Raw genomic sequence first — 16,251 nt, 5'->3', positions numbered from 1 at the left:
CACCTCAATCCACCGCGCGCGGGAAGAGGCCGCGCGGCTTGAACAGGAGAACGGCGAGGAATGCCAGATGGCCGGCAAGGATCTGCCATTCCGGATTGATCGCAGCGCCCACCGTCTGGGCGACGCCGAGGATGATGCCACCGGCAAGCGTGCCCCAGAGCGAGCCGAGCCCGCCGATGATCACCGCCTCGAAGGCATAGATCAGCCGCGACGGTCCGGACGTTGGATCGAAATTGGCCCGCGTCCCGAGATAGAGAGCTGCGATCGTCACCACGACCATGGCAAGCCCCGTTGCCATGGCGAAGATGCGCTGTGGCCGGATGCCCATCAGCCCCGCCGTCACCGGATCGTCGGAGGTTGCGCGGAAGGCGCGGCCGACGGATGTGCGGTAGATGAACTGGTTGAGACAGACGATGACGGCGACCGCCGAAAAGAAGGTCATCAGCGGCATGATGCCGGCGGTGACGGGGCCGAGATTGACCGAGGCGCTCTCGAGGCTACCGGCAAAGACGCGGCGGCTATCGGCCGAAAAACCTTCGAGCAGCCCATTCTGGATGACGATCGACAGGCCGAAGGTGACGAGCAGCGGCGGCAGGATATCCTTGCCGAGCGTGCGGTTGAGCAGGAAATATTGCAAGCCCCAGCCGATGGCAAACATCAACGGCATGGCGATCAGAGCAGCAACGAACGGGTTAAGCCCGAGCGTCGTCACCAGGACCAGAATGAGGAAGGCGGCCAGCACGATGAGGTCGCCATGGGCGAGGTTGACCAACCGCATGATGCCGAAGACGAGGCTCAAGCCTGCCGCAAACAGCGCATAGAGCCCACCGAGCAGCACGCCCTGGAGAATGGTATCAAGCCAGTTCATGATGGTCCGTCCCGAAATAGGCTTTGTGGATGTCGTCGCGGCTGAGATCGGCGGCACGGCCGGAGAGCGTCACCCGCCCTTCCATCATGCAGTAGACGCGGTCGGCCACCTTCAGCGCCTGGGCGATGTCCTGCTCGACGATGACGATCGAAGCGCCGGTCTCGCGGATACTGGGAAAGGCGGCGTAGATATCGCGGACCACGACAGGCGCCAGACCAAGGCTGATCTCGTCGCAGAGCAGCAACGCCGGATTGGACATCAGCCCACGGCCGATCGCCACCATCTGTTGCTGCCCGCCTGATAGTGCCGTGGCCGGATTGTTGCGCCGCTCCTTCAGGATCGGGAACAGCGCAAAAACGCTTTCGAGCGTCCACGGACCATCGACCTTACGGCCATAATTGCCGATCAGCAGGTTTTCCTCAACGCTCAGCGACGGAAAGAGCTTTCGCCCTTCCGGCACCATGGCGATGCCGCGTGCCAGAATGTCAGGCGCCGGCAGCGCTCCGATCGGATCGTCGCGATAAAGGATCGACGCCGGCGCATTTGTAAGCACGCCCGAAATCGAGCGCATCAGCGTCGTCTTGCCGGCCCCGTTGGCGCCGATGATGGCGATGGTCTCTCCGGCGCCGACCGTGATATCGACACCGAACAGCGCCTGGAAATCGCCGTAGGAAGCGGTCAAGCCTCTGGTTTCGAGCAGCGCCATCATATCTCGATCCCCAGATAGATTTCACGCACATCGCGCGAGGCCATGATGTCCTCCGGCTTGCCGATGCCGATGACCCTGCCGAAATGCAGCACCAGCAGCCGCTCGACGACGGAATTCAGCGCGTGCAGCACATGCTCGATCCAGATGACGGCAACGCCTCGCGCATGAATGGCGCGGATGGTGGCAACAAGCGACCGGCATTCGCCCTCGGTCAGTCCCCCGGCGATTTCATCGAGCAGCAGCAGCTTCGGCTCCGTCGCCAGCGCGCGCGCCAGTTCCAGCCGCTTGCGCTGCAGCAGCGACAGGCTTCCGGCCAGCACATTCGCCTTGTCGATCAGCCCTGTGTCCACCAGGATTTCGGCGCAGCGGTCCGACACCTCGGCCTCGCGCCGCCGCGAGCCGAAGGCGCCGGCGACCAGGAGGTTTTCGAAGACCGTCAGCTTCTCGAACGGCTGCGGGATCTGAAAGGTGCGGCCCATGCCCGACAGGCAGCGCGCCATCGGCGGCGTGCGCGTCACGTCGTTGCCGAGAAAGCGGATACTGCCACTATCGGCGGGGATATTGCCGGTGATCAGGTTGAACAGTGTCGACTTGCCGGCACCGTTCGGCCCGATAATGCCAAGCGCCTCGCCTTCGCCGACGGCAAAGGAAATCTGCTCGGCGACGGTCAATGCGCCGAATTTCTTCGAGACCCCATCGAGTTCGAGAATTGCCAAACCCATTCCTCCCAGAACAGGCGGGGCCTGGCAGGCCCCGCGCCAAAAATCAGGCGCCCAAAATCAGGCGATCGCTTCCATCTTGCCGCCGGTCGGAATGTTCGGCGCGGTTTTGTTGTCGGTGATGACGAGATCGTAGCCGCCGCCGTCCTTCAACCGCCACTGGCCGCCGACGAGTGGCGTCTTGGCGATGTTCTTGGCGGCGAACGGCGGCAGGCCCTTGCCGTCCCAGGCGATCGGCCCGACCAGCGTATCGAGCTTGGTGGCGGCAATTGCCTCTGCGACCGCATCCCCGTCCGCGGGGTCTCCTGACCGCTTCATCACATCCACCGCCAGTTCGAACAGGGCATGGGCAAAGCCGATCGGCTGCGTCCAGGGCCTGCTGGTCGCCTTGGTGAAGGCCGCGGCTACCTCAGCTGCACTTTCCCTCGTCAGGGACGACTTGAACGGATGGCTCGGTGTCCACCAGACTTCCGAGGACAGATTGTGCCCGGCATTGCCGAGCGCCTCCACGGTCTGCGGGAAGAGCAGCGCCTTGCCGATCGAGGCGATCTTCGGGGCGAAACCCTGCTGCTTGGCCTGGTTCCAGAAGGTGGTGAAGTCAGGTGGGATGACCACGCCGGTAATGATTTCGCACTGGCCTGACTTGAAGGCGTTGATCTGCGCCGAAAAATCATCCGTCATGTTCTGGTAGCGGCCGGGGTCGATCAGGCCGTAACCCATCTTTTCCAGCACCGGCGGGAAGCCGACGACCTTGTCGCCCCAGGCATTGCCGTCGCCATCATTGGGGAAGAGCCCGCCGACCTTTTTGTTTGTCTCGATCTGCGACCACATGTTGGTGAAGACCGATATGACGTCCTCGAGACCCCAGAAGAAGTGGTAGGCATAGTTGAACGGCTTCCACGACGTGGGATCGCCGGGATTGCCCTGTTGGCCGATGAACCACGGCTGCCAGGGAGCGACCGTCGAAATGCAGGGCATTTCCTCAGCCTCGCAGGTGGTCGCCACCGGATTGGTGGTCTCCGGCGTCGAAGCGACGAGGATCAGGTTCACCTCGTCGGTGACGATCAGTTCCTTGGCGACTTCGGCTGCCCGGTTCGGATTGGACTGGCTGTCCTTGACGACGACCTCATAGTTGAGACCCATCGACTTGGTGGTCGCCAGAAAACTGTCGATGATGAATTTGTCGGCCTCGCCGAAGGCGGCGAGCGGCCCCGTCTGCGGGCTGACATAGCCGAGCTTGACCGCAGCATTCTGTGCGATCGCCGGGGCCGCGAGCCCGGATGTTGCCGCCAATGCACCGGTGGCGGCCGTCGTCTTCAGAAAATCGCGTCTCGTAAACATGTTTCCTCCTCCCATTTTTCTCTCCTCCCAGAGAGCGTGATGTCTGTCGTCAGCCTATGCCGGCCGCTTGCCCTCCCAGGCATCCTGCAGCAGGGCACGAATGGATTGCCGGTCGATCGGCCTTGGATTCCAGTAGGGATTTTCGGTGGCAATATCAGAGACGCGGTCGAGATCGGCTTCGGTGAGGCCCAGATCCTTTAGCGCCAGCGGCGAGCCGATTTGCCTGGCGAAATCCCAGAGCCCACCGCCGACCGAGCCGCCGAAGATATCGGCGACTGGCGCCAGAAGCTCCGGCACGGCTGCGGCATTGTAGGCGGCTGTGTGCGGCAGCATGATCGCATGCGTATCGGCATGCGGCGTATCGAAGGTGCCGCCCAGCGTGTGGCAGATCTTGTGATGCAGCGCCATACCAACCGTGCCGAGCACCGTGCCGCAGAGCCAGGCGCCGTAGAGCGCATCGGCACGGGCATCGGGGCCCCGGGGCTTGGCGATGATGTCAGGCAGGCTGGTCTTGAAGGCCCGCAGTCCCTCGGCCGCCATCAGCGTCGAAATCGGGTTGCGATCCCTGGCATAGAGCGCCTCGACCGCGTGGGCCATGGCATTCAGCCCCGAGGTGACGCTCATGCCGACCGGCAATCCAAGCGTCAGCGCCGGGTCGTAGATCACCACCTCAGGCAGGATGCTCGCATGGCGCACGGTCGTCTTGCGGCCGCCCTCTGTCTGGCCGAGTATCGGCGTCACTTCCGATCCGGCATAGGTCGTTGGAATGACGATCTGCGGCAGGTCCGTGCGATAGGCGATTGCCTTGCCGAGCCCGGTGGTCGAGCCGCCGCCAAGCGAGACGACGCAATCGGCCTTCGTCTGGCGAACCACCTCCATCGCCCTTTCGGTGACATCAACAGGCGTGTGCATGACGGCGCCGGTAAAGACGCTGGCGGCAAGCGGGCCCAGCCGCTCCGCAAGGGCCTCCACGTCCGCCTTCTGTTGCGGCGTCGAAAGGACAAGCGCCCTGTTGCATCCGAGCTTTTCCGCCCATTCGCCGGCGGCGGCGCTCTTGCCTTCACCGAAGACGATATGGGCGGGGCTGCCGTTATAGATGAAATCGCGGCTCATGTGTCGGCTCCCTGTCTGGCGCGGACCATGACGAAGGCGAGGTCCAACAGCCATGCCGCCGCGCCCTTGCCCTGCCGTTCGAAGGTTCTGACAAGGTCCGGCTTGACGCCGAAGATCGCGTCCTCGGCCAGATGCGGATCGCTGCCGTCATAGATATGCGTGGTGATCGTCTCGAAACCCGGCGCCTTGATGATGAAATGAAGATGCGCGGGGCGGTGCAGCGGATAACCCGCCTGTCGCAGAAGCTTTCCCACCGGACCATCGTCCGGCACGCCATAGCCGCAGGGCTTGATGGTCCGATAATGGAAATGTCCATCCGCATCCGTGCGGAAGCTGCCGCGCAGATTGAATTCCGGCTGCAGATCCGGCTGCTGGTTTTCGTAGAACCCTTGAGCATTGGCCTGCCAGGTGATGATCTCGGCATTCGCAATGGGATCGCCATCGAGATCCTGCACGCGGCCGGAAACATCCAGCGCCTCGCCGATGCCATCGAGCGAGATATTGCTGCCGAGCGCCAGTTGCGGAACGTCGGCGCGGAAGAAGGGTCCGCGCACGGTGTTGGGCGTCGCGGTCTTCGGACGGCGCGAATTGATTTCCTCGACCAGCGCCGAAGCGCCGAGCAGATCCGACAGAAGCACCCATTCCTGGCGGCGCTCGTCGCTCGCATGGCCGACATCGGTCAGGAATTCGATCACCTTGCGCCAGTCGGCCTGGGTCGGCCGCAATTCCCGGATGAGGGCATGAAGATGCGTCACCGCAGCCGCCAGAATCTGCGGCAGGCTGTCATCCCTAGATTGCGGAAGTCGTTGCGCGAAAATGTCATGCGAGGTGGCCTCGCTGAAATTCGGCGCTGTCGGACCCGGCATCATGCGTCTTCTCCAGAGCATTGGCTGGTAGAGAATAAATTAGCGCGACATCACGTTGACTGTGATGATTTTATTCCGACTTAATATATCATATCGTTATGAAGATAGATGAAAGACACCTTGTCCAGCTGGCTGCGGTCGTCAAAACCGGCGGGGTCACCGAAGGCGCGGCGCTGCTCGGCCTCTCCCAGCCGGCGGTGTCGCGCACGCTCTCCATGCTGGAAGCGCGGATCGGCGAGCCGCTCTTCATCAAGGGCCGCCGTCCGCTGCAGCCGACGCCGCTCGGCCGCGCCTTGGCCGACCACGGCCAGACTATGCTCTCGGCATCGCGCAAGGCGTCCGATGTCGTCGAGAGTTTTCGGGTCGGCAAAAGCGGCGTCGTGCGCGTCGGCGGCACGCCCTTCTTCATGGATGCGCTGATCGCCGGCATGATCGCGGAGTTCCAGAACCAGCATCCGGATGTGCGCGTCGACCAGACCTACGGTTATTTCCCGGACCTGCGCGCAGCACTTCACGCCGACCAGATCGATCTCGCCATCTGTCCGATCGATATTCTCGACGAAGGGTCCGGCCTCGAATTCCAGCAGATCCTGCCCGGCCGCAACGTCGTCGCCTGCCGGGTCACCCACCCGCTGCTCATGAAGCGGCGACCGCAACCGGTGCATCTCCTCGATTTCCCCTGGGTCGCACCGCCGCCGGGCAGCCCGCTGCTCGCCGACTTGCGCAGCATGCTCCTCTCCTTCGGCGCAACCGAGGTCAAGATCCGCTATTCGGGCGGTTCCCTCATGAGCGTCGTCCACTACATGAAGGCGGCCGATGCGCTGACCATCATGCCGCACAGCGTCGTCTTCGCATTGCGCAACGACAAATCCATCACCGCCCTGCCCGTGCCTATACCCCACCCGGAACGCGCGCTCGGTCTGCTGAAGCGTTCGGACGCACCTCGCACGCCCGCCGTCGATCACTTCGCCCGCCACATCCGCACGGGCTTCGATAACCTCAAGCACCTGATCAAGCGGCACGAGCAATCAGTTGTCTGGGGCTCTTGAACAATATGCGAGAGCGTGCTGCAGGCAGTTGGCGCGCCTCACCGTTTGGTCTGGGCAAGGATCTCGGCGGCGGCGCGATCAGGGTGCGGAGCGGCGCGTCGGCTGGCCATCCGGTCGAGACATTAACCCGCACCGGCATTGGGTGCCGGCTCCTCCGTCGAAATAGCATCTGTTGTCCGGCCGGGAGCTTCTGGCGATCCGTCGGCATGCTCGATGTTAATCTTCACCGGTCCTGCCTCCATTTCGCCGAATGGAGAGGCGAATGCGATTTCGGCGGCGTCGCGGCCGACGCCGATTCTGACCAGGCCATCGAGGTTCGCTTGCCGCGTCGCGTCGAACAACCACCATCGACCGTCGAGATAAGCCTCGAAGACCGCGTGGAAATCGGACGGCTCAAGACCGTAGGCATAACAGCTGACGAAGCGAGCCGGTATATTCAGCGCGCGACAGAAGGCAATACCGATATGGGCGAAGTCGCGGCAGACCCCCGCCCGGCTCAACAGACTTTCGTCTGCGGTGGTCTGCTCGTCCGACGATCCGCGCTGATAGTCGATCGTCTCGTAGATCCAGTTGCAGATCGCCGTGACCCGCTGATGGCCTTGCGGCAGATCGCCAAACTCGCGCTCGGCGAAGGTCGCCAGCCGATCGGACGAGACATACCGAGATGGCAGCAGAAACGGCATTATGTCGAGCGGCATTTCCGTCAAAGGCGTTTCGTTGACGCAGGCGGGATCCGTTCGAAAAACCTCAAGCGTCACTTCAGCCTCATAGCGGATATCGAGAGGCCCAGCGTCCGCATTGATGCTGAAATACCGGTTGCGAACATCGGGCACGATATAGGTACGCCTTGGCAGATCTGGACTGATGGTCAGCCGTTCGGCCAGGTTCCGGTGTCGAACGAGCTTGGCAACTTCAAGGTTGAAGATGAACGTGGTCGGGCTTTTGACCTCGTAGGATAGTTCGCAGCCCAGCCTATAACGCACCGTCATTGTCGTTTCCCGCATTTTCGGCAGTGCTTTGCGTGTCGCAAGGCTTCGCGCCCTTCTACAGTCGACCGAGAAGCTCGCTCTTCTTCGCTTCGAATTCCTTGTCCGTCACGATGCCCTTCGCGTGTAACGAGGCAAGCCGCTCGATTTTGTCGAAGATGTTGTCTTCGAGATTTGCGGAGCTCCGAGCTGGATTGTTCGAGTGCTCCCCAGAGTTTTCCGATGACGCCGCTTTCCCCTCATCCGGAGCCGCTGGTCGGTTCGTGACCGGCTCACCAGACGTGGAAACTTTATCCAGCTGTGACGGGTCGATCGGGCCATGTTGCGAGCTGAATGTCACGCGTTGATCGCCCGACTGCTGTTGCGAGAAGCCGCTGATGAGGTGATCCTTGGTGTCATAGATCGTGACTTGGCCAGCCAGTGCGAGAGCGAGCCGCCGGCTAGCTGGAAAGAAGGCGTAGCGCAAATCGTTCTGCGCTCCGGTCGCGGATGGCGTACCCAACTCCTTCGGCCACCAATTCGACGCGGCGGGCGCCACGCGAAGGTGCTCTCCACCGCCCTGGTACTGCGACTGGTGTTGAGCAGATCGCGGCTTCGCATCCGCCGCGCGGTGAGCTATTTCGGCAAGGTCCGAGCAGAGCGCCGCTACCCTCGCCTTCAGGCTATGATTGAACATATCGCCGATCATCAGCATGCCGCCTTGGGACCACTGGCCCATACCGCCGAATTCCGGATGATAGAACTGCGCCTGCAAGCCACCAGCTGCGACAAGAGCGCCAAAGAGATGTCCGACCGCATCCAGGCTGAAGTTATGTCGTTCTGCAATGCCCCGCAGTTCAGCGGATATTTCGCCGTTATCGTCGAGGCTCATGGAAGTTTTGCCAGTTCATCTCGCGTGACGAAGACGTCCGTGTTGCCCGCTTCGTGCTCGGGATGCGAATATGCCATACACTCGGCCTCCCGCATATCGAGTGCATGCTTGACGCTGACGATTCCCAAAGGCGCCGGGACTTCGCCATTGGTAGCGACCACCTCGACAATATGTTCATTGGCCATCGCATATCCTTGAAAGAAGAGAGAGTGTGTGGCGACTGGCTCGGCAAACGGATCACATTGAGCACATGCGTTCACACCACCCTCACGCGACAAATGCACGTATTAACAAAAAGTTCCGGGTCTTTTTCCCTTTGCCTCTGGCAGCCTACGGTGTAAGCAAGGTTTCGCCCTCAAGGCGAAGGGCCTGAAGACCCGCACAACCTCAATTTAACACCCTGGCGTTGACCTCGTCGCCGTTTGCAGAAGAAGGGCGTCCTGAACGGAATCGTACCGCCGTGCGACCAGCATGTCTGCTAACGCCGGGAACGCCTATTTTTGTGCTCACGTGCTTCAGCGCAACCCGCTGCCAGGCACGAAGTGGATGGTGGATGCTTTTCACTTTTCACTTTGACCTCGTGCTTATCATCACTCGTCGATTGACACGTTTCGATCGCAAATAAGTGCCAGCGGGAGGGTTAGCCATTTCGGCTGCGCAGACCGCATTAGCTGTGATTGGTGGTGAAGCTTCAGACTACGATGCCCGCTCCGGACCCTCTTGTGATCCCGGTGGCAAGCCCAGATTGTTCCTCGCCGAGATACGGTGGCGATTTCCTGCGCGCCGAGTTGGTGGTCGATGGTCGCGCGACGAATATCCTTCGCCTTGATTGGGATCGAACCGACCACCTCACGATGCGATGTTCAACTTGGAGCTAGCGACGCTTTACTTCGAACTCGCAGCCGCGCCATCGACGTCGCAAAAGAGACAGTCGTTCTCTGTGGAAGCGCGCGTATTGCCACCCGGAGGTTATCCGCAAACCGTTAGCCAGGTCGTCGTAGGGTGGCGAGAAAGAATCTCTTGCCGGGACCTCAAATAGATATTGCTGGACTTGAACCGACATTCGCCGAACCTTTGAGCCCGAAGCGCTGCCAGCAAGGCGGAGAAACATGGGGCTGATATGTCTTCCCAACGCGATATAACGGATCCCTTCGTGGCCAGGGCTATCGAGCTGCAGGCGATTTTTCATCGAGACGCGGTCGAGCGCGATAAGAAGGGCGGTCGGCCGATCGAGCAGATCCGGCTTCTGAAAGAAACGACTTGCCGTCAGCCCAGATCCCGGTCGGCTACGGCGGACAAGGAGCCTCCTGGCTGTCGATCCTGCGTGTCGTGCGAGAATTTGCCCGGACAGACGGCTCGCTGGCCCATCTCTTCGGCTATCATCATCTTCCTCTCAACCTCGTCCTTTTTCGTGGCTCGAGCGCGCAGAAAGACCACTGGCTGCGCGCGTCAGCCGCCGGAAATCTGATGTGGGGCAATTCCGACAATGCGATGTCGAAAACCTCGTCGGGCCGACGCGTTGATTATGGTTTATACGCAGCGCGTTTCCGACATAACGGCGATAGTAGTCAAGCCCCATTACAGCCATCATCACCTTGTTTTTGTTCTATTTATTTCGGGTCTAGATGCGTGATCAATCGCGATCCCGACAAAAGGGGGATAAAGACAGAGCGCCGTATCTAGGTCATCGGGGCGACCTGCTTCTCCCTTGCCGCATTCAAAACGCGGATAAAACGCGTCGCTCACTTCTTATTACCATCGCATTGTTTTTGCTGAAAAAACTCACCCCTCTCACCTGAGCGGACCGTGACGATAGGGGCGAATCTGATATAAGGGGGATAAAACGAGGAAACGAAATGCCTTGCGACGTCACGGCCTTTCCCTCCATCGCCGGGAAAGCCGTTCGCATCGTCAAATATACCGGCCGCGATAAATCTCGATCCGACTTCGAACAGGAAGGCAAGAAGGGCTACGCCGTCGGTTTCACCGGCATGATGAGATTCCTGATGGAACGCCTGCCTAAGGACGAACGCTATATCGACGGGGTTCGACGCATGGTTCCGCACTTCCCGGAAACAGCTATCCGGGAAGTGATTGCCAACGCACTCATCCACCAGGATTTCATGGCGACTGGCGTCGGTCCTGTAGTCGAGATCTATGATAACCGGATCGAGGTCAGCAATCCGGGTAACTCTCTGATCAGTACCGACCGAATCCTCGACGAACGACGCTCCCGAAACGAAAAACTGGCAGCGACTATGCGTTCATTCGGCCTCTGTGAGGAACGCGGTGGCGGTCTCGACAAGACGCTAATTGAGATCGAAGCAGAGCATCTCCCGGCCCCCGATTTCATCTCATCCGAAAACTCAATGCGTGTCGTGCTGTTCGCGCCCAAAAGCTTCAACCAGATGTCGAAGGCGGAGAAAAGTAAACGGTGTGCCGCTGGCACCTTGACTAGCTTGCTCAAAATTGGACGTGATCATTTGCCAGTCGCTGACGCTGGTGATAAAGATGCACCATGGAATTTGTTCGCGCTTTCACTGTGATTATTATCACCATTCATCGAGTGGTGGGTTAAGCACGTCATATTTCCAGACAAAGCAACCCGCCGCGAGGCGGGTTTTGTTTTTCCGCTCGCGGCCATTTTGGAGTCCAGAATGTCCGACCATCCCTTGAAAGCCCTTATCGAATCTGCAGACCGTTCCATATCGGCCAAAGACTTCGACGGCTTGATGCGATTTTACACCGATGATGCCACCTTAGTGGTCAAGGCAGGCATGTACGCCAAAGGCAAAGACCAGATCAGGAAAGCGTTCGAAGCAATCTCTGCTCATTTCCAAGGTAAATTGAAAGTCCGCCAAGGGCGGATGGAGGTGATCGAGGGCGGAGACACAGCGTTGGTCATCATGGAAACGTGGTTGGATGCCGTCGACGAAAGCGGCATTGCGACGTCGACGGTACGACGTGCCACCTATGTGTTTCGTAGAGACTCGTCTGGCACCTGGTTATGCGCTGTAGACAATTCCTACGGCACGGCTCTCCTCGATAGTTGAGAATGCCCCCGGCCCGGTGCCCACGTTGGGTCGGGGACAGCGTTCCGGTTGGCGCAGATTACGTTGCCGCATACTGCCACGGCAGAAGCTCATCAATCCGGTTCTGCCTGTGGCCGTTGACAATGGCGGTGAGCGTGGCGGTCAGGTAGGCCTGCGGATCAACCGAATTGAGCTTACACGTCTCGATGAGCGAGGCGATGGTCGCCCAGTTCTCAGCACCAGTGTCGTGCCCGGCAAAGAGCGCATTCTTACGATTGAGGGCTATCGGCCGGATGGTCCGCTCGACACTGTTGTTGTCGATCTCGATGCGGCCATCGGTCAGGAAGAGCTTCAGACCATCCCAGTATTTGGCAATGTAGGCCAAGGCCTCGCCGAGTGGGGACTTGGTTGAGACACGGGCACGGTGATGGACAAGCCAGGTTTGCATGTCGGCGACGAGTGGCGCTGACCGCTCCTGCCGTCCAGCGAGACGAACCTGCGGATCACGGCCGCGCAGTTCGGCCTCGATGCGATACAGTTCACCGATCCGTTTGACGCCGTCTTCGGCAATCGGTGCTATTCCGTTGTGGGTGATCTCCACCAACTTGCGACGGGCGTGTGCCCAACAATAGGCAAGCCGAATGTCCGGGCCAACGCGCTCTGGTGCGATCAGCCTGTTGTATCCGGTATAGCCATCGACCTGCAGGATACCGGAGAAGCCCCGCAATATTCGTTCTGCATGAATGCCTCCTCGACCAGGCGCATAGGTGAAGGCCACGCCCGGTGGAGCGCCGCCGCCCCATGGGCGATCATCCCGCGCGAGCGCCCAGAAGTATCCGGTCTTGGTTTTGCGGGAGCCAGGATCAAGCACCGGAGCACGGGTTTCGTCCATGAACAGCTTGGTCGAGCGCTTCAGGTCGGCAATCAGTGCATCGAAGACGGGCCGCAATTCATAGGCTGCCCGACCGACCCAGTCTGCGAGCGTGGAGCGGTCGAGATCGACACCCTGGCGGCTCATGATCTGGGCCTGGCGGTAAAGCGGAAGGTGATCGGCATATTTGGAGACCAGAACATGCGCGACGGTCGCTTCGGTCGGTAGGCCTGCCTGGATCAGCCGTGCTGGAGCTGGGGCCTGAAGGACGCCGTCGGTGCAGGCACGGCACGCATATTTGGGACGACGCGTGACGATGACGCGCAATTGCGCCGGGACCACGTCCAAACGCTCCGAGACATCCTCGCCAATGCAATGCAGGCATCCACCGCAGGCGCAGATTAGGCTTTCCGGCTCGATCACCTCTTCGACACGGGGAAGGTGCTTTGGAAGGGAGCCGCGATTGATCGCGTGTGCCTTGGCAATCCTGTTTCCAGCAGGAACGTCCGCCTCATCCTCGGCATGGATCGCTGCAATGGCCGTTTCCAGGTCTTCCAGTGCCAGATCAAACTGGCAGGGATCGGTCTTCTCAGACTTGCGCCCGAAGGCTGCCTGCTTGAACGCTGCGACCAGCTTCTCAAGCCGTTCGATCCGCTCATCCTTGCGGGCTATCTGGGCGTCTTTGCCTGCCTCGCGTGCCTGGGCTGCGAGCAGCATCGCCTTCAGGGCGGCAACATCATCGGGAAGGTCGGCGGCGTCTAGCATGGCTAGAACCTACCAAAATCCAGCCCGTTTTGCCTTTGGAATTTATAGTCCTGAGTCATCGTGCCGCAGCTATTCGATGACCTCCGGGGTTCTCGTCTGTATGGCATGAACCCGCCGCCAATCGAGGCCCGCAAACAGAGCTTCGAACTGGGCGTGGGTGAGCGTCATCAATCCATCCTTGATGCCTGGCCAAGTGAACGTCTGCTCTTCCAGCCGTTTGTAGGCCATGACGATCCCGGAGCCATCCCAGTAGATCAGCTTCAACCGGTCCGCCTTGCGTGATCGGAACACGAAGACCGTTCCGGTAAACGGGTCCTTGTGCAGCTCATTCTTCACCAGCGCCGCCAAGCCGTCATGACCCTTGCGGAAGTCTACGGGTTTGGTGGCCACCATGATCCTGACGAGGTTTGACGGAAAGATCATGTCGCCGCCGCCAGGGCGCGAGCGATTGCAGCGATCCGGGTCGCAGATGCGCCTTCCTCCAGGCGGATCGTGACCGGACCAACGACGATCTCGGCACGGGAAACGGCTTTGACCTTCGACGGCACAGGCAACGGCGGCTCGACAACCATGGCCGCGAATTCGACGGCGTCTTCTGGCTCTGGCAACACCAGCTTGCCCTGCCGCGCCATCGTCCGCCAGGTGGAAAGGCTGTTGGCTCGCAATCCATAGCGCTGCGCAACTTCATTGACTGTCGTGTCAGGCCTCAAGCTTTCCGAAACAATCTTCGCCTTGACCTCGTCCGGCCAATGTCGGTGAACCTCACGTCCAGGCTTCCTGGTTGTGAGAAACTCCAATGTAGTCTCCATGGAGAAACTCCCGTTCTTCATCCATGGAAAGCCGATCACAGATTAGACGGCAGCGAGCAATGTGGGAGTGGAACAGCGGTTACGGAGAAAATGCGGGCGTGCTTCTTTCATTGTATTCTGCGCTGGCTAACTCACGATTACATGAGCAACGCAACTCTCCGGGAACGGTTCTCGCTTCCGGCCGAAGAGTATCAGGCAGTTTCCGCAATTATCGCGGAATCGATCAAACTCGGCCGCATCGCACCGGCAGATCCGGACCAGGGCAGGAGAAACGCGAGATACGTTCCTTACTGGGCCGTCTAAGGCAAGTGACCGCCTTGAATAGATTCGAACCTACGACCACTGTTGGGCTGGCTCGGACGGAATGGATAATCAATCGGTTGCCTGCGTTGTGTGCTGCTCCGAATGCAATAGTCATCACTTGCGTACAGTACGCTAATCGCATACCCTTCCGCGCTAAATCGGAGGCTGGAAACTATGGCGACGGTCGAGAAAATCACGATTGCACTAACATCCGAAATGGCGGGCTTTGTGCGAAGCGCGGTCGATGCTGGCGAATATGCATCGACGAGTGAAGCCATCCGTGATGCCGTCCGCGAGTGGAAGGAGCGACGTGATTTGCTCGGCTACACCGTCGAGGATCTGCGAGCGCTCGTGCAGGAGGGCATCGAAAGCGGCCCAAGTTCGCGCAGGACAATGGCGGAGGTAAAAGCTGCAGCGCGCGAACGATTAAAATCTTCAAGACATGAACTTTAACCATGCTTCCAGTTATCCGAACCAATCGTGCGGACGAGGCCCTGATCGAGATATGGTCCTTCATGGCCATTGGCAACATATCTGCAGCTGACCGTGTTCTTGACGCGATTGAAGCACGCTGGGACAATCTCGCCCGACACCCCTACTCGGGAGTTGCGCGCGACGATATCGCGCCTGGCATTCGGCATCTCATCTCAGGTGAGTATCTGACTCTTTATCGGCTCAGTGGCAGTGCCATTGAAATCGTCCGCGTCCTGCACGGGCGCCGAAAGATATCCTCCAAAGAAATTGCATAAGCGGCGGGCTAACGGGACCCTTCATATAGACCCCGGATGGCACGTGTGTCAGGCGTAAGCAGATTTATGGAACTTATGCTCAGTTCGCAGCCCATTTGAGCAGGCGACTTCTGATGTGCGTAGGTGTTGTAGATCCACTGAATGACTTCCTCGCGGAGCTCGTGCTCGAAGTCGACGTCGATATCCGGCGGCTCGTAGCGCTCCTGGGAAACGAACCGCTCGAAGAGCAGGTCGTTCGTCTCTGGGTCGATGGACGTGATCCCGAGAATGTAACAGACGCCGAGTTCGCGGCAGATCCCCGCCCCTGGCAGAGAATGCCTTGCGAGCGGGCATAACGGACGATAGAAAACACCATCAGGAAGTAGGGTGCGTATTTCATAGTCCGGATGAGGTCGAGCTCGTGTCGGATGATTTTCAGAACGCTGTTCGGCAGACCTTCCGGATACCGCCCAGGCGCACATTCCCTGACATAATGCTCGAGAGACGCTTGCGCGTCCTTGCCTGGGACAATCGCTTCTCCAGGAAATTGATAGGTCAGTTCCTCGAGCGAGAACCGACAGCGCGGACCATCCCGAGGCGTTCTGCCGCACGCGCAGTTCCCTATCCTGCCACACCCTTCCCATTCGTTCGGCAAGCCATCTCTTTTGATGTGTATCAAGGAATGCTTTTCGAACCGGGGTAAGGTTTCCAACAACTTGCCGAGGCAGTCCAGGAGCTTTCCTGCGGCAGGTTTTCCTGGGAGATCAACCGGTCCGGAGATAAAGTGATGTCATTAAAGCTAATCAGTGGAATGATGAAGTCGTCCGGCGACGAAGCGTTGCTTGCGATGGATGCAGGCGGCGCAAATCAGATGGTCGTCATCGACAGGGGAGCCCTTCTGGAGGTCGCAGAACCACGACGTTGCGACGAGAACCGGCTTCAGGAAAATATCGATCTGTTCAGCCGGATTGCGTCCGCCAAATATGAACGCGGCGACTCGAACCGGATGGGCGCATCCGAATTGGCGCAGATGATCTCCTTGCATGGCGGCAAGGAGATCATGTCAAAAGCAAGCCGACAAGTGTTGCGTGGATTTCGGAGTGAAAACTCGAAAGTGTGGCCGGAGCCCCGCAACGGCCACCTCGAACGTCCGTGAACGACCCCGATGACTTGGCTTGAAGGGCCCATGCTTTGCGCCGGCTGGAAGGCAAGTGCCGGCCC

18 protein-coding genes and 2 pseudogenes are annotated in these 16,251 nt (G+C 59.8%); 7 read left to right on the top strand and 13 right to left on the bottom strand.

Annotated elements, in window-relative coordinates:
• Positions 1 to 4: 4 nt before the first annotated feature.
• The 6 genes from RLCC275e_RS25755 to RLCC275e_RS25730 all read right to left on the bottom strand — a co-directional run bounded on the left by RLCC275e_RS25755 (position 5) and on the right by RLCC275e_RS25730 (position 5,619).
• Complete coding sequence (locus RLCC275e_RS25755) at positions 5 to 868, bottom strand: branched-chain amino acid ABC transporter permease (protein WP_033184606.1); 864 nt, start codon at positions 866 to 868, stop codon at positions 5 to 7.
• Positions 855 to 1,574, bottom strand: coding sequence for an ABC transporter ATP-binding protein (locus tag RLCC275e_RS25750; RefSeq protein WP_033184607.1), 720 nt, complete (start codon positions 1,572 to 1,574; stop codon positions 855 to 857). The genes RLCC275e_RS25755 and RLCC275e_RS25750 overlap by 14 nt, the downstream gene beginning before the upstream one ends.
• Positions 1,574 to 2,293: an ABC transporter ATP-binding protein gene (locus RLCC275e_RS25745; RefSeq protein WP_033184634.1), complete on the bottom strand. Its 720-nt coding sequence runs from the start codon at positions 2,291 to 2,293 to the stop codon at positions 1,574 to 1,576. Before RLCC275e_RS25745 ends, RLCC275e_RS25750 begins: the two co-directional genes overlap by 1 nt.
• A 63-nt stretch (positions 2,294 to 2,356) precedes the next feature.
• Positions 2,357 to 3,637 (bottom strand): ABC transporter substrate-binding protein, encoded by a 1,281-nt coding sequence (locus tag RLCC275e_RS25740; protein WP_033184608.1) that lies wholly within the window; start codon positions 3,635 to 3,637, stop codon positions 2,357 to 2,359.
• 54 nt (positions 3,638 to 3,691) lie between these two features.
• On the bottom strand, positions 3,692 to 4,750 hold the full coding sequence (locus tag RLCC275e_RS25735; RefSeq protein WP_033184609.1) for a maleylacetate reductase: 1,059 nt from the start codon (positions 4,748 to 4,750) through the stop codon (positions 3,692 to 3,694).
• Complete coding sequence (locus tag RLCC275e_RS25730; RefSeq protein WP_033184610.1) at positions 4,747 to 5,619, bottom strand: dioxygenase family protein; 873 nt, start codon at positions 5,617 to 5,619, stop codon at positions 4,747 to 4,749. The genes RLCC275e_RS25735 and RLCC275e_RS25730 overlap by 4 nt, the downstream gene beginning before the upstream one ends.
• Positions 5,620 to 5,714: 95 nt before the next feature.
• Here RLCC275e_RS25730 and RLCC275e_RS25725 point away from each other — a divergent pair, with 95 nt between their 5' ends.
• Positions 5,715 to 6,665, top strand: a complete 951-nt coding sequence (locus RLCC275e_RS25725; protein ID WP_033184611.1) for a LysR family transcriptional regulator — start codon at positions 5,715 to 5,717, stop codon at positions 6,663 to 6,665.
• Between the two features lie 122 nt (positions 6,666 to 6,787).
• Here RLCC275e_RS25725 and RLCC275e_RS25720 read toward each other — a convergent pair whose 3' ends face one another.
• The 3 genes from RLCC275e_RS25720 to RLCC275e_RS25710 all read right to left on the bottom strand — a co-directional run bounded on the left by RLCC275e_RS25720 (position 6,788) and on the right by RLCC275e_RS25710 (position 8,707).
• Positions 6,788 to 7,648: a transglutaminase-like domain-containing protein gene (locus RLCC275e_RS25720; RefSeq protein ID WP_171891372.1), complete on the bottom strand. Its 861-nt coding sequence runs from the start codon at positions 7,646 to 7,648 to the stop codon at positions 6,788 to 6,790.
• Between the two features lie 61 nt (positions 7,649 to 7,709).
• A complete protein-coding gene (locus RLCC275e_RS25715) occupies positions 7,710 to 8,522 on the bottom strand; it encodes an SHOCT domain-containing protein (protein ID WP_033184612.1) in 813 nt (270 codons plus the stop codon).
• Entirely contained in the window at positions 8,519 to 8,707 is a 189-nt protein-coding gene (locus RLCC275e_RS25710; protein WP_033184613.1) for a hypothetical protein, read from the bottom strand. Before RLCC275e_RS25710 ends, RLCC275e_RS25715 begins: the two co-directional genes overlap by 4 nt.
• A gap of 935 nt (positions 8,708 to 9,642) precedes the next feature.
• Between RLCC275e_RS25710 and RLCC275e_RS34705 the strand changes: the two are divergent.
• From RLCC275e_RS34705 to RLCC275e_RS25695, 3 genes and pseudogenes are all read left to right on the top strand, one after another.
• Positions 9,643 to 10,052, top strand: a pseudogene (locus tag RLCC275e_RS34705) (acyl-CoA dehydrogenase family protein); the annotation flags it as partial.
• A gap of 326 nt (positions 10,053 to 10,378) precedes the next feature.
• Positions 10,379 to 11,068, top strand: coding sequence for an ATP-binding protein (locus RLCC275e_RS25700; RefSeq protein WP_245494087.1), 690 nt, complete (start codon positions 10,379 to 10,381; stop codon positions 11,066 to 11,068).
• Between the two features lie 111 nt (positions 11,069 to 11,179).
• A complete protein-coding gene (locus RLCC275e_RS25695) occupies positions 11,180 to 11,575 on the top strand; it encodes a YybH family protein (protein ID WP_033184615.1) in 396 nt (131 codons plus the stop codon).
• Between the two features lie 58 nt (positions 11,576 to 11,633).
• On the opposite strand, the gene tnpC is transcribed toward RLCC275e_RS25695, so the two are convergent.
• The 3 genes from tnpC to tnpA form a co-directional block, all read right to left on the bottom strand.
• On the bottom strand, positions 11,634 to 13,190 hold the full coding sequence (tnpC, locus tag RLCC275e_RS25690; RefSeq protein WP_033184616.1) for an IS66 family transposase: 1,557 nt from the start codon (positions 13,188 to 13,190) through the stop codon (positions 11,634 to 11,636).
• Between the two features lie 69 nt (positions 13,191 to 13,259).
• Complete coding sequence (gene tnpB, locus RLCC275e_RS25685) at positions 13,260 to 13,613, bottom strand: IS66 family insertion sequence element accessory protein TnpB (protein ID WP_033184617.1); 354 nt, start codon at positions 13,611 to 13,613, stop codon at positions 13,260 to 13,262.
• Positions 13,610 to 13,999: an IS66-like element accessory protein TnpA gene (tnpA, locus tag RLCC275e_RS25680; protein WP_033184618.1), complete on the bottom strand. Its 390-nt coding sequence runs from the start codon at positions 13,997 to 13,999 to the stop codon at positions 13,610 to 13,612. Before tnpA ends, tnpB begins: the two co-directional genes overlap by 4 nt.
• Before the next feature lie 477 nt (positions 14,000 to 14,476).
• Between tnpA and RLCC275e_RS25675 the strand changes: the two genes are divergently transcribed.
• Both RLCC275e_RS25675 and RLCC275e_RS25670 read left to right on the top strand, forming a co-directional pair.
• Complete coding sequence (locus RLCC275e_RS25675; protein WP_082229760.1) at positions 14,477 to 14,755, top strand: type II toxin-antitoxin system ParD family antitoxin; 279 nt, start codon at positions 14,477 to 14,479, stop codon at positions 14,753 to 14,755.
• Between the two features lie 2 nt (positions 14,756 to 14,757).
• On the top strand, positions 14,758 to 15,051 hold the full coding sequence (locus RLCC275e_RS25670; RefSeq protein ID WP_033181317.1) for a type II toxin-antitoxin system RelE/ParE family toxin: 294 nt from the start codon (positions 14,758 to 14,760) through the stop codon (positions 15,049 to 15,051).
• 104 nt (positions 15,052 to 15,155) lie between these two features.
• Here the strand turns inward: RLCC275e_RS25670 and dnaE2 are convergent.
• A pseudogene (gene dnaE2, locus RLCC275e_RS25665) lies at positions 15,156 to 15,613 on the bottom strand (error-prone DNA polymerase); the annotation flags it as partial.
• Between the two features lie 201 nt (positions 15,614 to 15,814).
• On the opposite strand from dnaE2, the gene RLCC275e_RS25660 reads away from it, so the two are divergent.
• Positions 15,815 to 16,186, top strand: a complete 372-nt coding sequence (locus RLCC275e_RS25660; protein WP_246723439.1) for a hypothetical protein — start codon at positions 15,815 to 15,817, stop codon at positions 16,184 to 16,186.
• Positions 16,187 to 16,251 lie beyond the last annotated feature (65 nt).

The organism is Rhizobium brockwellii, assembly GCF_000769405.2.
GTDB lineage: Bacteria > Pseudomonadota > Alphaproteobacteria > Rhizobiales > Rhizobiaceae > Rhizobium > Rhizobium brockwellii.
This window is presented reverse-complemented; position numbering and strand designations above follow the sequence as displayed.